Origin of the sequence: Vibrio neptunius, from assembly GCF_000967495.1 — a bacterium.
Lineage (GTDB): Bacteria > Pseudomonadota > Gammaproteobacteria > Enterobacterales > Vibrionaceae > Vibrio > Vibrio neptunius.
In genome coordinates, this window is sequence record NZ_JXXU01000019.1 from 51,470 (window position 1) to 71,815 (window position 20,346).

The following is a 20,346-nucleotide window of genomic DNA, read 5'->3' on the forward strand; positions in this document are numbered from 1 at the left end:
TTGAGCTCTCACCTCGCAATGAGAGAATAACCATGGACAACAACCACTTATATGACAATTGTGACCCAATCGCGGTCATCGGAATGGCGTGTCGGTTGCCTAAAGCTCCAAACATAGACGCTTTTTGGCACAATCTGACCAATGGCATTTCAGGTCAATCTTTCTTCAGTATTCAAGAGTTGCAAGCAGCAGGGGTCAATGCTGAGGTTTGCAATCGGGAGCACTTTGTTCCAAGCGGTGCCGTTATTGATAAACCCGAGTACTTCGATGCCGCGCTTTTCGGCTATTCGCCTGCAGAGGCAACCTCTATTGACCCACAGCAACGCCTCTTCTTGCAAAATGTATGGCATGCGCTAGAACACGCAGGTTATGCCCCAACGCAAGCGCCATCCAGAACAGGGGTCTTTGGCTCGATAAGAACCAGTACCTACCCTTCTTTTGAAGCATTCGATGTCACCCAGGTAGGTCAAGTAAAAGGATTGCAAGCTTTACTGGGCAACGACAAAGATTATCTCGCAACCCGAGTTGCCCATAAATTCAATTTCACAGGTCCCGCTTTTACTGTTCAAACCGCCTGTTCCAGCTCGTTGGTTGCTGCGCACCTTGCTTGTGAAAGTCTCAGGTCTGGTGAGTGTGATATGGCTATCGCTGGTGGCGTAGCGGTGTCGTTCCCGCAAATTTCAGGTTATGAATATCAGCCGGGTATGATTTTCTCACCTGATGGCTTATGCCGTCCTTTTGATCAGCAGGCCAACGGTACTTTTGGTGGTCACGGCGTTGGCAGTGTTGTGTTGAAGCGCCTAGATGACGCTATCGAAGCTGGAGATACTGTCCTCGCGGTTCTGCGTGGTAGCGCCATCAATAATGATGGGCAGGATAAAGTTGGCTTCACCGCTCCTTCAGTGAATGGCCAATCTCAGGTTCTGGCAGAGGCACTCCACCTCGCAGATGTTCAACCTGATGAAGTGGAGATGATCGAGACTCACGGAACAGGCACAAAACTCGGCGATCCTATCGAAGTCACTGCCATCAAGAATGCTTACTCACGTAGCTCTGGAGCACCAGTATGTCACTTGGGCTCAGTAAAAAGCGGGCTGGGACATCTAGATACCGCAGCAGGTATTGCTTCACTCATTAAAACGGTATTGTCGGTATCACGAAAAAAGATCCCGATGTCACTGAATATTGCTCAAGCCAACCCTGAACTTGGCTTAATTGGTTCCAGCTTTGACTTAGCAACACAAACACTGGACTGGCAAAGTCCAGTGCGCACCGCCGCAGTCTCCTCTTTTGGCATTGGAGGCACTAACTGCCATATGTTGGTGCAATCTTCGTCACAGCCAAACCAAACTTCTCAGCCAACCAGAGCAGAAGACAAAGATATTCCTTTGTTCCTGTCGGCCAATTCTCCTAAATCTCTTGGTGACATCGCTCGTCGTTACTCTGAGCATTTGGAGCAACACCCTAATTGTGCCGACATTGCTTACTCGGCCTTGAGCACTCGTTCATTAGACTTACCGTATCGATTGGCCGTTTTAAATGCTAATCAAGCTAAACCCGCACTGCGTGCATTTGCAGAATCGGGGGAGGCTTCCCATCAGATTCGTATAGGCCATGTCCAATCGCGCACCAAGCTGGCATGGACATTTACCGGACAAGGTAGCCAGTTTGAAGGAATGGGTGAAACTTGGTACCAAACCAGTGAGGCTTTCCGACACAGTATCGATCTCAGCCAGTCCTATACAAAAGGCAAGCTTGAAGTACCGCTAACTGAGATCATGTTTGGCTCAGAAAAAAAATGGCTTTCACGCACCGATGGCGCTCAAGTTGCCATTGTCGCCTTTGAGATCGCTTTAGCGGCACATTGGAAGTCGAAGGGAATGACTCCAGACGTTGTTTTAGGCCACTCAGTCGGTGAGATCTCAGCGTGTGTCATTGCTGGCTATCTGAGTCACCAGCAAGCGATCGAACTGGTGATCGAGCGTGGTCAGCGAATGCAGCAATGTACTCAAAACCAACATGGCGCCATGCTAGCGGCTTTCGCGCCATTGGAGCAACTGAACACCATTTCATCACTAGCAGAGCTGGATCAAGCGGCTCATAACGGTGCTGCGCATTGGGTGTTCTCTGGAGATATCGAGAAGGTCGAACAGGCCAGCAAAGAACTCGAGGCTGCCGACATTACTTACCATCAATTGGATGTTCCTTGCGCTGCACATTCAAGGCATCTCGATTCGATGTTGTCATCTTACGCCAACTTCACTCAACACCTGACTCCGACTCAAGGTGAGATCACGCTGATTTCAAGCGTAACAGGCCAAGTCATCCGTTCATTGAGCGAGCTTAATGCTGACTATTGGACACGCCATGTTCGAGAGACCGTCCAGTTTCAACCGGCGATCGAGCAAGCACTTGCGTTAGATTGTCATACCTTTGTGGAAATCGGTCCTAAACCTCACCTTACGTCCATTGGTCGCCGTGAAAGCTGGAGTTTAAAGTCATGCTGGCTTCACGCTGCAGATGAGAATGTGTTAAGTGAACTGTTTATACTCGGCATTGATGCACCGTGGAAAGAGATGCTCGACATTGCCGGAAGACGATGTGAATTACCACTATATGCCTTTGACGAACAACAATATTGGGTTGATTCTCGCCAAGATAAAAAACCGCAGTCGCTAATCACTCCAGAACCCGTAGCAACATACCCTCTGGAACCGTTAACACTGCGTTGCGCAGTCATAAACGACTTCCTGAGAACTTGTACATCTCGTAAGTCATTCAGCCTGATCGACATTATTCGAGGGGGAAGAATACTCCCTCGCCATCGAGATCATATCAAGGCGCTGTTAGATCTCTTGCTATCACAGGGGTATTACCACAAGCAAGGCAAACAGTGGGTGTCGTCTGAATCAGGGCTGCCAAACGCCGACATCATCGCTCAGCATTGGCGCTCTGAAACAGAGGGCCATCACTTGGCCAGTGTCCAGCGTACCTGCACACAGTTACTAGCTATAGGGCAGTCCCTGCCAGAGTTAATGCGCCAACTCGAACACGCCGAAAACCTAAGCAAGCACCTAGCGCCATTACTGGATGGCGATAGTGCAACATCAGTCAGCCCAAGCCATGATGCCGACCTAGCATGGCAAAACACGCTCTCAAGCCTCACCTATCAAGACTGGTCGCAATGGGCGGAGCATAGTGATCTACGCACAGCCATTAAGCACCAATGTTCAACGTTTCTACCCTGCGGTTGCAAAGATGTCGATCTATCGGTGTCGGCTAAAATTGGACTCAACAATGTATCAAGAGTTGCCATCAATCGACTCAGTAAAATGTGGGGACAAGATATTTATCATTTGCGAGCACAGGCCCCTCAAGGACACTGGGAATGGCTTGCTCGAATTGAACCTCAGGCGACAAAAAAAGATGACCCAGCGGAGCTACTCCCTTCACCGCACAATCGCTATCACTGGCAAGTACGTCCTATTGAAGCAGACCAACCGCTGAATCCTATCACCGTTGAACAGGTGGCATCGGCATTTAATGAGCGAGGTACTGTCCACAGAACGGCAGCCGATCAAGGCATACTGGTTTTACCTTCAACTCCCTTATCAGAAACGGCCACACTGCTCGCACAAGGCTTAAGCAATAGTCCTGATAACTTATGGATACTGACTTGTGATGCGATGAAAACGACGCCTAATGACACCACAGAGCCTACCGCAACGGCCCTGTTGTCTCTGATACGCGTCGCACGTACAGAGTATCCTAACAAGCGCTTTTGTGTCCTAGATACATCAGAAAGCGACGCGGAAGAAGTTACACAAGTACTGGCGCATGCACCGTTTGTATCGGCTAGCGAGCTAGCCTATCGAGACAATCAATATTGGGCTTATCAACTTGAGCACGCTCCAACCAATGATAACTCCATTCCAGCATCTTGGTTCAATGCCGAAGGCAGTCATCTTGTGACGGGTGCAATGGGAGGAATTGGCCGCTTAGTGATTCGTTGGCTAGCCTCTTGCGGTGTCAAACGCGTCATAGCAATTGGCCACCACCAACACTCAGACTGGTCAGCGTTTTGTGCTCAGATGGCTATGTTCGGCTGTCAAATTGAAACACATTTGGTCGATTTAACCTTGAAAGGAGAACTGACTAAGCTGCTCAACCAACTCGCAGATAATCGGCCTGTCGCAGGTGCTATTCATGCTGCTGGTAATCCTCATCATGGTCTGATCGACCAATGGGATTCGCTGACGGCAGAACAGGTAATCCGTGTAAAAGCAGAGACCTTCGAAACGCTTTATCAGTGGTTAGAAGCTCGACAGGCTGGTTACCTGATCGGCTTTTCTTCGGTCGCAACTCTCGGCGCACCGACACAAGGGCTATATGCTGTCGCTAATGCATTCATTGACGGTTTTGCTCAGTCTCATCATGCCAATGGACACTGCCGCGTCATGAGTCTGGCTTGGGGGGCATGGGATCACGTCGGCATGACCCGTGACGCAGCACTAGTTGCCAAGCTGGGTGAGGAAGGTATGCATACACTGACACCAGCCGAAGGCCTATGGCATCTAAGTCAAAGCTTATTAATGGGTACCAAGCATGCCTTTGCCATGAATATAAGTTCAAACTCGCCTCAATTTAGCCAACATTTTACCTTGGAATCATCAGAGAGAGCCGCTGCCGATTGTGCCTCTTTGGTCGTAGATACGCTAGCGACAAGCACATGGCTTGAGGATCGTATTCGATACCAGCTAGGCTTGGCTGAAAATGACCTACTAGAGCCTCAACAAGACCTCATGCAGCTAGGTCTGGACTCGTTGCAATTCCTTGAACTCAACGCTGCTATACAAAAGCAATTTAACGTTAAACTCACCGCTGAAGAAGCGTATCAAGCAATGACCATTCATGGGCTTGAAGCATTAATCGATAGTAAAAGCCATCATGCAGAGCCTCAGCAGTCCCTGCCTTTTGTTATCCACCCGGATCAGCGACATCTGCCATTCCCACTGACACCGATTCAGCACGCCTATTGGGTAGGGCGTGAATCTTGGGTGCCTTACGGAGGCATAGCATGTAACGTCGTGTTTGAATGGGATCTATCACACTCTCAGTTTGATATTCAGCGGCTAGAAGCGGCATGGAATGCACTGATACAGCGTCATGACATGTTGAGAATGTCCGTCTTACCCACTGGTGAGCAAGTTATCTTAGAAGAGGTTCCAAATTACACGTTTTCGACTCAGGACCTATCCCGTTTAGATAACAACGCCAAAACACAAGCACTGGCAGAAACGCGTCAGACAATGAGTCAGCAAGTCCGTCCAGCCACTCAGTGGCCTTTATTTGATGTACGTATCAGCAGCCTCTCTGAGCACCAATACCGACTTCATATGAATCTTGATTTGCTTCAGTTTGATGTTCAGAGTTTTAAGATCATGATGGATGATCTAGGTCGTGCTTACCACGGCGAACATCTGCCACCGCTATCACTTTCATTCCGCGACTATGTGGTCCATGAACAGGCGTTAAAGAACCAACCAGATTGGCAAACTTCTTGGAACTATTGGCTGGATCTGTTGCCATCAATCCCCAAAGCACCTCAACTACCACTGGGTAATGTGGCTAATTCGTACAAGCCCGAATTTGTTACTCGGAAAGGCAGTTTACCAAAATCCCAGTGGTCGAACCTGAAATCACACTGGCAACAAGCTGGCATTACGCCATCGGCAGGCTTGCTGACGTTATTCTCTCGCATACTTGCTAAGTGGTCAGAATCCCGTGCTTTTACGCTGAATATGACCTTCTTCAACAGACAACCATTTGATCAGAACGTGCAAGATCTAATTGGTGATTTCACATCCGTTCTTTTGATGGATTTTGATTGGTCTCAAGATCTGAACCTGAAAGAACAATTGTCTCGTACTCAGGAAAAGCTTTGGACCCGTCTAAGTCATAGTCAAGTCAATGGTGTTGAAGTGATGCGAGAGCTAGCAAAATACCGCAAAGCCGAGCAGCAGATGACGGAACAGGAAGCATCACTCCCCATGACACCCGTCGTGTTTACCAGCATGCTAGGCATGTCGATGGACGGTATGGACATTGAAAAAGCAATGACACACTTGCTCGGCGATCCCGTTTATGTACTCAGTCAAACGCCACAAGTCTGGCTAGACCACCAAATCATGGAGGTTGATGGCGAGCTGAAATATCACTGGTACTGCATGAATGGCGTGATCGCACCGGATGTACTAGATGACATGTTCACACAATACGGTCAGTGGCTATGTCAAATGGCAGAGGCACCAAGAGAATTCGAACGCACAACCCTAGTGTCGAAATCAGCACCAACACCATACAAAACAACACTCCCTGAGATTAGCTCTGCAATAGAAAGTGAAGTGACTAATGCTTGGTCATACATAGAGCATAAAGCACTTACCGGGCTGTTAACGACCTTACGTCGACATCAGATCTTTCACCAACGTGACCAACTGTTCAGTTACTCTCAGATCATACAAGTACTGCGCACCGCACCAAAGCATCACAAATTAGTCCAACTATGGCTGGATCAACTTGTAAGAGAAGGCTTACTTCACTTCGACAATGGCCTCTATCAATGGCAAGGACATGAACCCACTGCGCCGGACTGTGAATTACCACAGAGCGAATGGTGCCAGCGTCTATCTCAATATCTAGACGAATCACTACAAGCACACCCAGAATTATTGAATGACCAAAAATCCGCACTGGAGATCTTATTCAAAGACAACCAGATCACTGATGCGCTATACAGAACGAATCCTTCTCTAAAGATACTCAACCAAAGCGCAGCCAATCTGATCTCAGCGCTGGGAGAGAAAAAGGGAACACCACTAAAAATCCTAGAAGTGGGTGCAGGAACGGCGGCAACATCCACTGCAGTTCTTGGCCAAGCCGCTCGATACATTGATCACTATCGTTTTACTGATGTGTCGCAAGCGTTTTTGAACGAAGCCAAGCAGTCTTTAGCGCAGTACAACCAAGTTGATTTCGGATGGTTAGACATCAACCTCGCTCTCGAACCCGAAATACGAGTAACAGGCGGCTATGACGTCATTATTGCAGTCAACGTCCTTCATGACGCAGCCGACCTTCCTGCCACGCTTAAACAGCTTAAAGACGCACTCGCCACCAATGGGCATATGCTGCTGATCGAAGCCACTGATCAATACAGCCCGATGCAACTGGCCACGGTTGGCTTTATCGAAGGGATCAACGCCTTTAGCGATTTCCGCCAACATACTGGTAGCGCTATGCTCAGCGCCTATGACTGGCAACAAGTACTTGGCGAGCAGGGCTTGGTGACTGAGCGTCGTTTCCCAGATTCTGAGCAATCCGTGTTACGCCAACATTTATTCTTGGCCCGAGCCACACAGAACGACTCGCCAGAGGCATTACCTTGTGCTTACTCATCCAAAGACAGAAATAAAGCACAAGAAGTGGTTGTAGAGTCTCAGAGCGTACCAACCCAAGATGCACTCATGTCGCGTATCGCTGAAATCTGGACATTATTACTCGGACAGTCAGTGACCCCGCAGACAGACTTCTTCCTGTGCGGAGGCGACAGTTTAATGGCCACTAAGATGATTGTGGAAATCAACAAACAGGAGATCGCTCACGCTAGCTTACAGCAGATATTTGAACATTCGAAACTTGAACAATTCGTTCAAGTGCTGAACGGCACCTTGGATCAACAAGCGGGTAATGAAGAGCTAGAAATCAGCTCAGAAGAACATGAAGTTCAGCAAATCTGGCAAGAACTCCTTAGCCAAGACATCACTTCGGAGACAGACTTTTTCCAGTGTGGTGGAGACAGTTTGATGGCGACTAAGCTGATCGTTCAACTGCAGCAAGCAGGATTTAAAGCAGTGACTCTGCAACATATCTTTGAGCAGCCAGTCTTCGCTCAATTCTGTAAGCATTTATTCAAGCCGGATGCTGAAGCAACGGTCAATGCACAGAAAGCTAATCGAGACTACCCATTGACTCCGTTGCAAAACGCCTATTGGCTGGGAGAGAGCAGCCTATTCTCTTTAGGTCAGGGCATTGCACACTTTTACGCTGAGCTAGAAATTAAGGATCTGAATCGCGCAAGGCTTGTCGACAGCTGGAATACAATGGTACATCATCATGATCAGTTGCGTGGAGAGATTCGTGAAGGGCATTATTGCATTCTTCAAGAAGTACCCCATTATGAGCCTGATTATGTTGACCTAACACAATATGCAGAATCGGACAAAGCACAATATTTGACCGAAGCACGAGAGCACATTGCAGCACAAGGTATACCGACTGATCGCTGGCCTCTATTCAACCTCACTATTATCAAAACAAATGAAGACACTCACCTACTTCACCTGGTGATTGATTTAGTCGTAGCCGATGGGACAAGCCTTAACCTGCTATTCCAGCAGTGGCAACAGTTATACAACGACTCTTCAGCGACTCTGAATAAACCTTCAATGACGATTGCTCAATATCTGGATCAGAAAGCAGAACGACATGCAAATGGTTCGCAACACGCCTCTCGACAATACTGGATAGAGCGCTTGCCAACTCTACCGGATGCTCCTGCACTTCCCTTAGCGGATTCGAGAGCAGAGAGTATGAACCAATGTGTGCTGACACACCGCGTGTCTGAAAAGGACTGGAACCAGCTTCAACGTCAGTCACTTGGTCACAATGTTTTACCTTCTATGGCAATGCTGGCGACTTTCTGTCTCGTTTTACGACGTTGGAGTGATACACACCACTTTTCGCTCAATGTACTTCACAGTAATAGACCAGCAAGCGAACCTGATATAGCCAATGTAGTGGGGAACCTGTCGACGACATCCATGTTGGAAGTAGACATCAGTAAAGAACCCACTTTGCTTGCTCTTATACAGCAAGTTCAACAGCAAATGTCAGACGACCTCGCCCATGCAGAATTTGACGGACAGGACGTTTTGACCGAAAAGAACAGGCTCAATCGTAACTTCAGCGCAGGTATGCCCGTTGTGTTTAACGATACCGTGTCTGTTGGCCAGCAAAGCTCTCTTACGTTGGGTACACTGCGTGATTTTGGGGCACAAACACCGCACGTTTACCTAGACGCGATGCTCATTTCCTCCGCATGCGGCGGCATAGACATCAAATGGACAGTGCAGCAAGACCACCTCAAACCGGGGGTTTTCGACGCTATGTTCCATGCCTATACCAAGGCTGTAGAATCACTGACGACCAGTGACTGGCATAAACCCCTTTGTGTCAGTCTATCTGAGTCGCAATGGGGACATCAGTCAAACAGCTCTAAAGCTAGCCTCACCGAACAGCTAAGCGCTTCAAAACCTCAATCCTTACTGGAAATGATCAAACAAGGCTATGAGGCATACCCAGAAAGAATCGCGATTCAACAAGGGGAAACGTTGCTGACTTATCGGGAGATCTGGAACGCGGCCCTTGGGTTGGCTTCCTCGATTGCAGCCAACGACGATGACGCTCCTTTAGTTGCCATCGTCATGAACAAAAGTTGGCAACAGGTCATGGCAGCAATAGGTATCTTAATGGCAGGTAAAGCATACTTACCTATTGATGCCGCCTACCCTGAAGCAAGGATTCATGCATTACTTGAACAGGGTCAAGTCACAACCGTTGTTGCTGAAAAGGGATTAAAAGTCGCTTTAGACACTTATCGTGTCCTTACTCCATCAGTCAGCCACACGCAGCACAACGAGTTCCAACCTAAGATGGTGGGGCCATCGGATCTAGCCTATGTGATCTTCACCTCGGGTTCTACCGGGCAGCCCAAAGGCGTGATGATGGATCATCAAGCTGTCGTCAATACGCTTTTGGATGTAGAAAGCCGCCTTTCTCTCGATTGCGAAGACAGAGTACTGGCCATCTCTTCGCTCAATTTTGACCTGTCTGTATTTGATGTGTTTTCAACCTTACACTGCGGGGCTTGTCTGGTGATACCTGAATCATCGCCAGCCAAAGACCCTGATGCCCTGATCGAACTCGCCATTAAAGCACAGATCACCATCTGGAATAGTGTTCCAGCGTTTGCTCAACTTTTGGCTGATGGATTGACATCACGCTCCTCAGTGCTTCCGTCGTTGCGTCATATAATGATGAGCGGCGACTGGATTCCTGTATCTCTCCCTGAACAGCTGAAAGTCATTGCTCCCAACACCAAATTACTCAGTCTGGGCGGTGCAACAGAAGCCGCCATTTGGTCCATTGCTTACCCCATTGAAGGGAGTCATGCTGAACGCAAAAGTATCCCTTATGGTAAGGCGCTTACGAACCAAGCCTTTTTCGTTCTAGACAGCCAACTTCAACCATGCCCAAACTGGGTTTCTGGTGAACTTTATATCGGTGGTTCGGGTTTATCACTTGGTTATTGGCAGGATGAGTCGAAAACACAAGCCGCGTTCATCACTCATCCAGAATCCGGCCAGAGATTGTATAAAACGGGTGATCTGGGTCGCTATCAAGACGATGGCAACATCGAATTCTTGGGCCGAAACGATCATCAGGTCAAAATCAACGGCTATCGAATTGAGCTCGGAGAGGTAGAGAGCACGCTTCGTCTGTGTCCGAACGCGGGTTTGAAAGAACGGCTACAAAACATCATCGTTCAGCCTATCGCGATCGAAGGTGTAGGAACAAGATTGGTTGCCTATACGGTCTGCACACAGCCAGAACCTCAAGACGCAACACATTTACTCGATCACGCAAGAAACAATCTGCCTACTTATATGTGCCCAGTTCAGATAGTCTCGCTTGACACTATTCCTCTGACATCTAATGGAAAAGTAGATCGAAAGGCTCTGCCAACTCCGGTGGTTAAGATCAACGCAAATTCACGACCTCCAATGACAGAGACAGAAGAGCAGATTGCTCAGATATGGCGTGACTGCCTGCAGCAAGCTGCCATTCCAGCCAATCAAAGCTTCTTCGACTTTGGGGGGAATTCACTCGCTGCCGTTAGGGTAATCAGTCGAATCAACTCACAGCTCGGTAGCCAGCTTACCGCAGGTCACCTTCAGTCTCATGATACTATCGAGCGGTTGGCATCACTGATCGATCGTCGGACAACATACGAGAGTTCCGAGCCTGTACTTCTTAACCCGACCAAAGAAGCCAAACCGCCTCTGTTTATCGTGCATCCGATTGGTGGGCACTTACTCAGCTATCAACCTCTAGCCCAGCAATTAGATCATGTTTCCTTGTATGGATTGGCTTACCCAGACACGGGGTTCAAGCAAAATGAGTTCGACGTAACACAGCTAGCACAGCACTACCTGAATCAAATAAAAAGAATTCAACCACACGGTCCCTATCGTCTAGCGGGCTGGTCATTTGGTGGCATCGTTGCTTATGAGATGGCCCACCAGTTGGTCGAGAGCAAGCAGAAGGTTGACGCTTGCATCTTAATCGACAGTTACAGACCAATACCTCAAAAAGAAACCATGTCTGCTCAAGAAGTGCGCCGCCATTTTTATGCTGATGTGATTGGCCGCTTCCCGCAGCTTATGCAGGTAGAAGAGCCCGATCTGAGCACTGACGATTCACTCTGTGGTCACCTTTCATCAGCGTTTGGGCATATCGCAGCAATCGAAGATGTGACCAAGGATAGCGTACAGCACTTACTTGATGTGTATCGCCGAAATCTGGCCGCCATGTTGTCATATACCGTGCCTGAGCTCACCTCTGTGAACACAGCACTTATTGCAGCTGGTCGGAATAACCATCTCGACTTTATGAGTTACCAAGATCCCATCATTGCTCAAAGCCCACATCATGGTTGGGGTGATGTGTGTGATCTGACCGTACATGAATTGGATGGCGATCACTATACCTTATTGCAAGAGCCCAACGTCAGCGAATTGGCTAACACGCTCGTATCTTTGCTTGATCGAACTCTGAAGCGCACTCAGGGTTCGCAATCTTCCACAATGGAAATCCTAGAAAATGAATAAAACAAAAAAAATCATCATTGTTGGTGCCAAATTTGGGGAGCTTTACCTCAATGCGTTTATTGATCCACCCGAACATTTGCAACTGGCTGGCCTGCTTTCAACAGGCAGCCCACGTTCAAAGAACCTTGCAAAAGCATTTGGCGTGCCTTTGTATACGAACGTATCTGATTTGCCGCAAGATATCGATATCGCCTGCGTCGTTGTGCGAGCCTCTGTTATAGGAGGCACTGGCAACCTTATCGTCGAAGAGTTGCTAGAACGAGGAATACATGTCATCCAAGAACACCCAGTGTCGATCAATGAAATGACACGCCATCAACGTCAGGCTGCGCAGCATCAAGCCCATTACTGTGTTAACGCTTTCTATGCCGCCTCGGACGCAGGACAAGCTTGGCTAACCAGCACTAATCATATCGTACAACGTACAGGCCAAAAACCAAGCTACGGTAACATCACCACCAGCAGACAACTTTTGTACTCAACACTGGATTGGCTGCTGCAAAGTTTTGGATCACAAGCCGAGCCGTTAACGCCTGAATTGCTGAACAAGCAGCCTCAGTTTGATGTAATCAATCTGCGTTCACAATCCGGTCATTTTTTATTGCAGTTGCAAAACTATCTCGACCCCAGTGACCCTGATATGCATAGTCTGGCAATGCACCGAATGATGCTTGGTTGGGATAATGGTTACCTTTCATTGACAGACAGCTACGGCCCGATCACCTGGACACCCGTGTTGCATGCCGACAACCACCAAAGCGATCATCTCAGTCTGTATCAGCGTGCAGGCACTCCTGAGGGCGACTACCTTCAAGCTCCCGTCACTCAGGTGCTCTACCAAGAGAACGCTTCACGACTCGAGACATTTGAAACCCTAGGGCCAAAAGGCGTCGCCAACACACTGAGTATGTTCGCTCGTCTAATTGACGGCGAGCAGGATATCGCCCCTCTGGGTGTTGCTCATCAGCGAAATGTCGCTCGTCTATGGGAAGAGATCTTAACCCTATGTGGGCCAGCAAAAGAATGCGCTCTCAAACCCGCCGATATGGTTCACTTTCCATTGGGAGGTGCAGCATGACCACAGCTACTTTCAAGGTGTTATGTCAGCGAGGAAAGGTGGTTGATGAACTGTGGGTTATCTGCCCGTTTGCTGGCGGCAGTCACAGCGCCTTCACTAGTTGGGCTTCCCTGAGGGAAAACGACCTACCTAACAATACGCAAGTTCTTCTTGCCACCTACCCCGGCCGTGATCAACGAATGAGGGAACGTGCGCTTTCTAGCATCGGTGCGATCGCCTGTGATGTGTTTGATGCACTCATGGTACGCATGGCTTCTTCACCACCAAACCAAGTGCCACGTTTGCGCCTTTGTGGACACAGTATGGGGGCACAGGTGGCCTTTGAGGTGTGCAAACATTTCGAAGACTACTACGGCTCGTCAACACCAGTTTCACAGCTAGTTTTATCGGGCTGCCATGCGCCACATCTAGAAAGCCGACGTAAGCTCAGCCACCTTAACGACCAAGACTTTGTCGAACAATTAATAGAAATTGGCAGTGGCAGTCCGGTTCTTAAGCAGCATCCTGAACTGCTGGCACTCTTTTTACCTATGCTCAGGGCTGATTTTTCAGCCACAGAAAACTACCTAACGACTCAGGGGGCCGCCCCAAAATTGGCACATACTCCCTGCACTTTAATGTTCGGAGAGCAAGACCCTGAGGCATGGTCTAGCGAAGTGATCGCTTGGCAAGATTGGCATTCTTGCCCAGAAATGACTTCGGTATCAGGCCTTTCAGGAGATCATTTTTACATTACCGCGCAACCAACACAGTTTATTCAGAGCGTGATTAATCACGCTCATGATGCCCCACATGCATCTCATATCGAATTTGGAGAACCTCAATATGGCTAAACCATCTATTACTCAGTACCACAACCACATCATCCCACACCAATGTGACCCTCTAGCCATAGCGACCGAGCTCAGCATGGCTGAATTTTGCGATGATTATGTGGTGTATGAACACAACCAAGAGTGGTCAATCGGTATCAATAAGCTGGCCGAACTGACCGTCGATACACAAGGCAAAATCACTGACTTTTCTGGTCACGTGCATCAGCCTGAACACGATCTGATCTGTGACACCATCTACCAAGCTACCCAAACTTTACCTTGGGAGGGATGGCGTGTATTTGGCCGAGTCGATTTTGAGTTCAGCCACTTCGCCCATCATTTGGCGCAGAAAGAAACAAATCGCACTCTGCTAGAACTCTTTGTGGCTCAGCATGATATTCGAATTTCAAACCATCAACTCGCTGTTCGCACAACCGACGACTCGGTATTGCCAGAGATTCATCAGGCGATAGCCCGAGCATCATCGTTAGTTCAGCCGGAACCGATGGCACCGCTGACACAAGCCGACATCCTAGACCATCATAAAATTCAACATGACTATCAAACTATCGTTGCTTCAGCGGTGCGAGAAATCGTTGCGGACGATTACAAAAAAGTCATTTTATCGCGCTCAGCTACTTTGCCTGCTGCGATCGATATCCGTCGCAGTTTTGTATCTGGACGTCGCAATAACACGCCAGCCCGTTCTTTCATGCTCAAACTAGGCGAGCTGGAAGCCTTTGGATTTTCGCCTGAAACCGTACTGGAGGTCGACCATCTAGGCCATCTAAGCACGCAACCTTTGGCAGGTACTCGCTTCCTCCCTACCGATCCCGAAGAAGCCCAAAGACTGAAACGAGAACTCACAACAGATCCAAAAGAAATTGCAGAACACGCGACATCAGTCAAACTGGCCGTAGAAGAACTTGAACAAGTTTGCGACCGAAGTACCGTTAACGTGGCTGAATTTATGGATGTCTCTGAACGAGGTACCGTTCAGCACCTTGCTTCACGAGTGACTGGACAGCTGACACAAGGAAAATCTGCATGGCATGCATTTAAAGTCTTGTTTCCAGCGATCACAGCGTCGGGAATCCCAAAACGAGAGGCCATTGACGCCATCGCACGCTTTGAACCCACTTCACGCGGTTTATACAGTGGCAGTGTCTTGATTGCCGATCAAGACGGTTTCTTTGATGCCGCATTGGTATTGCGTGCCGCCTATAAACGTCACTCTGTCTCCATGCTGCAGGCCGGAGCTGGTGTCATCAGCCTGTCCACACCGGCAAGAGAATGGGAAGAAACATGCGAAAAAATGGCTTGTGTCCTTGACCATCTCGTCTTTGAAGCGCCAGCAGAAGACCAACCTTCTTCAACAACTCAGCACAAGGAAGAAGTGAAAATATGACCTCTCGCAAGGCGATGGAATCGGTTATCCCGCATTCCACTGAAAAACAACAAACGTACCAACAAGCAGGCCTATGGGAACAAGTCCCCTTGTGGCAATTACTGTGGTCTCACTCTGCCAATACACTCAACCAAATAGCCATCAGAGATGACAGTAAATCAATGACATACCGAGAGTTAATCAATAAAGCGGATCAAATCGCTCAAGGGCTAATTTCTCAGGGCTGGGCAGCGGGCGACCGTGTAGTTATGCAACTGAGCAATCGCTGTGAGTTCGCTGCTACACTGTTCGGATTCCTGCGTGCGGGGCTCATTCCTGTGATGGCGTTGCCTGCACACGGCCTAGCAGAGATAGAGCACTTTATGCGTACTTGCAATGCGCAGGGCTATGTTGGAGAAGGGAAGATTGGTGAGAAAATAGTCAACAACCTCAAGAAACAGGGCGATCTAAAACTCTACCTGATCGATCAATGCACGCCAACGTGTGCTTTACCTTATTCCGAGGCGAATGGCTTTGCCCCTGCCGACGTTGACCCAGCAGAAACCGCATTATTTTTGGTCTCTGGGGGTACGACAGGGCTGCCAAAGTTGATTCCCAGAACGCATAACGACTACCTGTATAATATTCGCTGCTGTTGCCGTGCGAGTGAAGTGGCAGAAACAGAGGTTTACCTAGCCGTGCTTCCAGCCGCTCACAACTTTACGTTAGGTTGCCCAGGATTTTTAGGCACCTTATCGGTGGGTGGTGAAGTTATTTTTACTCAGTTAGCCAGCCCTGACCATTGCTTTGAACTTATTGAACAGTACAGTGTGACAGCAACCGCACTGGTGCCTGCTCTGGCACAACTATGGACCGAAGCAGTTCAGTGGGAAGAGGCGAATTTGACCAGCCTTAAGCGTATCCAAGTCGGTGGTTCTAAATTGGCGTATAGCGACGCGATAGCAATGCAACACGTATTTCCGGGGGTCTTACAGCAAGTGTTTGGTATGGCAGAGGGCCTGATTGCTTGCACCCGGCTTAACGACACTCCCGAGGTCGTTGCTTCAATGCAAGGCAAGCCTGTGAGCGAGTGGGACGAAGTACGTATTGTCGACTCCGATGGCAAGGACGTTGAATTGGGAGAAGAAGGCGAGTTGTTAACCCGAGGCCCCTATACGCTCCGTGGCTACTATCGTGCGGCTGAACACAACGCTCGTTCATTTACAGAAGATGGTTTCTATTGTAGCGGGGATAAAGTACGCATGAATGACCAGCAATACCTCTCTGTCACAGGCCGTATCAAAGATGTCGTCAATCGAGCGGGAGAGTGCATTGCTGCGGATGAAATAGAAGAACAATTACTGGCTCACCCCGATATTGCTCAGGTTGCGGTGGTGGCAGTCCCTGATCCGCACTTAGGTGAACGGATAGGAGTTGCAGCGATTGGACGCGATACATCACTGACACTGCAAGACTTAAGACGATTCCTACTCGAACAGAACCTAGCAACATTCAAGATGCCCGATGAATTGCTATGGGTGTCGACATTGCCCAAAACAGCGGTTGGCAAAGTGGATAAAAAAGCCATAGTCGGGCCATCAGGCACTCCTTGGCATCTGGGCTAAAACCCTAAACAAAGCCTCGCTTCATAGCGAGGCTTTTACTTTGCTGTCCGGGATTTCTAGGCGACTTGGCCAGCAAGCCACAATTGCTGATAGCCCCCTCCTTCTGCCATTAAGGTATCATGGGCTCCGGAATCAACAATTTTGCCATCCTCTAAGTAGTAAATAGTATCGGCATGTTGAACGGTGTCTAAGCGATGGGCGATAGTAATCACGGTCTTCCCTTCAGACAATCTGGCAATCGACGCCAATACTTCATTTTGCGTGGCTTCATCCAGCGCCGAAGTAATCTCATCCAATAGGAGAATCGGAGCATCATGCAGCAAGGCACGAGCAATGGATACTCTCTGGCGCTCACCTCCGGATAATTGGTTACCGTTTTCACCAATATGACTATCCAGACCTTTTGGTAAACCCGCCACTAAGGCAGACAAACCGACGGCCTCAATCGCTTGTTGCAACTCTTCACTGCTTGCTTCTGGTTTCGCAAGTAACAAGTTGTCTCGTAAACTGCCACCGAGCAGTTGAACATCTTGTGTGACATAGGAAATCAGTTTATACCAGTGTTGAGTTCCGATCTCATCAATGCTGCGTCCGCCAATATTTATAGAACCCGAAGAGGGAATATGGAAAGCAGCAATGGCATCCAGAAGACTGGATTTTCCCGCTCCACTTGGTCCCACAAAAGCGATACGATGCCCTTTGGGGATGGTAAGGTTGACACCACTCAGTATCTTTTGCTCATCAATAGTAAGATATAGGTCATCAATGACGATATCGTGCCCAGCAGGAGCTTCCCCTTTCGCTGCTTGTTGAGGCAATTGAGCGAGCGCCTGCAAACGGTCGGCGGCATTGAGCATATATCGCAATAACGCGGCATAAACCGTCATTCGGGTTAAAGGACGGATACAAACCACGCTTGCCACAATCACCACTAAACATTCTGGCCATGTCAGCTGATCAGATTGCAAAAACAGACTTGCGAGGCCAAGGTTTAGCACCAGTGCAAGCTCAGTGATCAATGTAGCGATAAGAACACCCATTCCACCAGCCCATTCCAGACCAAGGCCAGCGGCTCGTTGTTGCTCTATTTTGTCACACAAAGGGGCCGCCAGACGTTCACTTTGGGCAAAGCCACGTAGCATAGGCAGACAGTCAACATATTCTAACAGTCGGCTGGAGACCTCACTATTCATACTGTGATGATGCTGTGCTCGCTGACTGAATGTGCTCTCCGCGAGCATTAACACCCCCAGAGCCAACACGAATATCCCCAAAGTAACAGCCCCTAAAACAGGGTCAACCAAGCCAATCACCAATAGCATGGCAAATGGCACAACCCACGCTGAAATGAAATCCGCTAATAGATGACTGAATATATCTTCAAACTGCTTCAAATCTGCAGTCAGAAGTTTCATTTTTTCGCCGAGACGCTTGCCTTTTAGTGCAGCAAGAGGTTGTCTTCGAATATCCGTCAACAGCTGGCTTCTCAGTCCATGAGTAATGCTATATGCACCGAGAAATGTCTGCTTGGCACTCTGGCCAAACCACCATTGGCTCACCACCACCATCAATGAGAGCGATCCTACCGTCAGCCAAGACACTGATTCTGGGCTCAAAAGCCAAACAAAAAGCGCACCAAACACCAATAGAGGCAAGGCTTCCACCACCAGCTTTCCAGCAAGTCCTTTCCAGAACTGCCGAGCACTGATACCACTATGGCGTATCAAGATCTGAATACTAGTCATCACCACTCTCCTGCACTTTACCCTCCTCCACTCGGAAGCGACGATTCACTTGCTTAACTCGATCCGCTCGATGACTGATAATCAACTGAATCTGTTCAGGGTGATAGTCACGAAGTCCTTCTAGCACCATTTGCTCAGAAATTTGATCAAGATGCGCTGTCGCTTCATCAAGAATCAACACTGGCGTTTTAGCCAACGCCGCCCTTACGATTGCCAGACGTTGCATTTCTCCACCACTGAATAAACGCTGAGCTTCGCCAATAGAGGAATCCAGACCGTGGGGCAATTTCATCACTAAGGTTTTCAGTTTCATTAGCGACAACAGTGACCAAAGCTCATCATCATGCAATGCCTCGCTAGTCAATGACAGATTGTCACGCAATGAACCGGAGAAGAAGGCCACCTGTTGATCGACACTCGTCACATAACGGCTGCGTGTTACATCATCCCAACCCTTCATCGGCATACCATTGACACGCCAATCACCTTTGTCCGCAGTCAGAGCTCCAGTCAAGGTCATTAGCCAAGAGCTTTTCCCCGCGCCAGATTCTCCTTCGATCGTCACCCGTTCCCCGGGATAAAATTCGACATTTATCTCACTCAATAGCGGATTGTCTGCTCGAGAAAGCGTCAACTGAGTGCAGGAAAGAGTGGCTAGCGGGGCCACATAACTTGGTACCACAGACTGACGAGAGTGAAAGAAAGGAAGGAGGCGATCGACGGCCACAAATGATTGCTGTATCTGAGAAAAAACCTGAGTCAGATCGAGCCAAGGTTTTAAAATACCCGCACTGATACAAACCACCATTACCAGCTCTGCATGCGACAACTGTCCCATTTGAACCAATGCGATGGCAGCAGGCACAACCAACATGAGTGATGTCTGAGCCAGTGTAACAAACGTCACCCAAGCGCCAACCATGACACGAGTATAGCCAGTTACGATTTTATTATGGGAACGAATTGTGCGGCTAAGCGTCAAGTATGAATCTACATCGACGGAGAACAGTTTCATGACACCAATGCTACGCAAAAATTCCATCTGCGCTTGGTGCATATCGGCAACGATCTGCATGTACTTTTCTTGCCGATGACGGAAACCACTCATCAACATAATCTGAACAACCAGTGCCACAGGCAAAGGCAACAGTGCGATCAACGCCAGACGCCAGTCTATGTACCCCATCAGTATGGTGAGCAGTACGGGCATCATAAGACCGTTAATTACATCCGTACCATGATGGGCAATGAGTGGCTCAAGACTCTGACAGTCATCCGAGAGTCGTTTTTCTATGTCTCCTCGCTTCAAGCTTCGGAGCTGTTCGATTTTCATGGATGCCAAAGCACGAACAATGTGTTGGCGCGTTTTCTGGATAATCTGATACGCGGCTAAATGCGCCAACCAAACCGCAAAAGCGTACAATCCATAGCGCGCAAACAATGCGCTAACGAATACCAACAGATACTCAATTGGTGACTCTCCAGAAGCCATGGCTTCGAGAGAGAGAAGCAAACATAACCAAGGTACAACTTCTATTAGACTGCACATGACCGCGCTGCCTAATGAAAGAGTGACCTGGCGACGCTCACTGTACAGCATGGCTTTGAGTGCTTCGCTTCGCCCCATGCCCTTTGACAGTAACATACATACTCCCGACAAATAGAGAGTATTGTCCGGCAGTTTG

Annotated in this window: 7 protein-coding genes; 5 read left to right on the forward strand and 2 right to left on the reverse strand. The window is 48.7% G+C overall.

Annotated elements, in window-relative coordinates; genetic code table 11:
• The first annotated feature begins 32 nt into the window (after window positions 1-32).
• From TW84_RS07390 to TW84_RS07410, 5 genes are read left to right on the forward strand one after another with little or no spacing between them, the layout of a single operon-like run.
• The gene (locus TW84_RS07390; protein ID WP_045975018.1) at window positions 33-12,011 is read left to right on the forward strand and encodes a hybrid non-ribosomal peptide synthetase/type I polyketide synthase; all 11,979 of its coding nucleotides are present in this window, start codon (window positions 33-35) and stop codon (window positions 12,009-12,011) included.
• Window positions 12,004-13,089, forward strand: a complete 1,086-nt coding sequence (locus TW84_RS07395; RefSeq protein WP_045975019.1) for a Gfo/Idh/MocA family oxidoreductase — start codon at window positions 12,004-12,006, stop codon at window positions 13,087-13,089. Before TW84_RS07390 ends, TW84_RS07395 begins: the two co-directional genes overlap by 8 nt.
• Complete coding sequence (locus TW84_RS07400; RefSeq protein ID WP_045975020.1) at window positions 13,086-13,922, forward strand: thioesterase II family protein; 837 nt, start codon at window positions 13,086-13,088, stop codon at window positions 13,920-13,922. Before TW84_RS07395 ends, TW84_RS07400 begins: the two co-directional genes overlap by 4 nt.
• On the forward strand, window positions 13,915-15,312 hold the full coding sequence (locus TW84_RS07405; RefSeq protein ID WP_045975021.1) for a salicylate synthase: 1,398 nt from the start codon (window positions 13,915-13,917) through the stop codon (window positions 15,310-15,312). Before TW84_RS07400 ends, TW84_RS07405 begins: the two co-directional genes overlap by 8 nt.
• Window positions 15,309-16,916, forward strand: coding sequence for a (2,3-dihydroxybenzoyl)adenylate synthase (locus tag TW84_RS07410; protein WP_045975022.1), 1,608 nt, complete (start codon window positions 15,309-15,311; stop codon window positions 16,914-16,916). Before TW84_RS07405 ends, TW84_RS07410 begins: the two co-directional genes overlap by 4 nt.
• 56 nt (window positions 16,917-16,972) lie before the next feature.
• Here TW84_RS07410 and TW84_RS07415 read toward each other — a convergent pair whose 3' ends face one another.
• Window positions 16,973-18,661 (reverse strand): ABC transporter ATP-binding protein, encoded by a 1,689-nt coding sequence (locus TW84_RS07415; RefSeq protein ID WP_045975023.1) that lies wholly within the window; start codon window positions 18,659-18,661, stop codon window positions 16,973-16,975.
• On the reverse strand, window positions 18,654-20,306 hold the full coding sequence (locus TW84_RS07420) for an ATP-binding cassette domain-containing protein (protein WP_045975024.1): 1,653 nt from the start codon (window positions 20,304-20,306) through the stop codon (window positions 18,654-18,656). The genes TW84_RS07415 and TW84_RS07420 overlap by 8 nt, the downstream gene beginning before the upstream one ends.
• Between the last annotated feature and the right edge of the window lie 40 nt (window positions 20,307-20,346).

Bases quoted from the DNA above. Each gene is read 5' to 3' on its own strand.
- TW84_RS07400 (WP_045975020.1), top strand. From the start codon at position 13,086: ATGACCACAGCTACTTTCAAGGTGTTATGTCAGCGAGGAAAGGTGGTT.
- TW84_RS07405 (WP_045975021.1), top strand. From the start codon at position 13,915: ATGGCTAAACCATCTATTACTCAGTACCACAACCACATCATCCCACAC.
- TW84_RS07415 (WP_045975023.1), bottom strand. From the start codon at position 18,661: ATGACTAGTATTCAGATCTTGATACGCCATAGTGGTATCAGTGCTCGG.
- TW84_RS07395 (WP_045975019.1), top strand. From the start codon at position 12,004: ATGAATAAAACAAAAAAAATCATCATTGTTGGTGCCAAATTTGGGGAG.
- TW84_RS07410 (WP_045975022.1), top strand. From the start codon at position 15,309: ATGACCTCTCGCAAGGCGATGGAATCGGTTATCCCGCATTCCACTGAA.
- TW84_RS07390 (WP_045975018.1), top strand. From the start codon at position 33: ATGGACAACAACCACTTATATGACAATTGTGACCCAATCGCGGTCATC.
- TW84_RS07420 (WP_045975024.1), bottom strand. From the start codon at position 20,306: ATGTTACTGTCAAAGGGCATGGGGCGAAGCGAAGCACTCAAAGCCATG.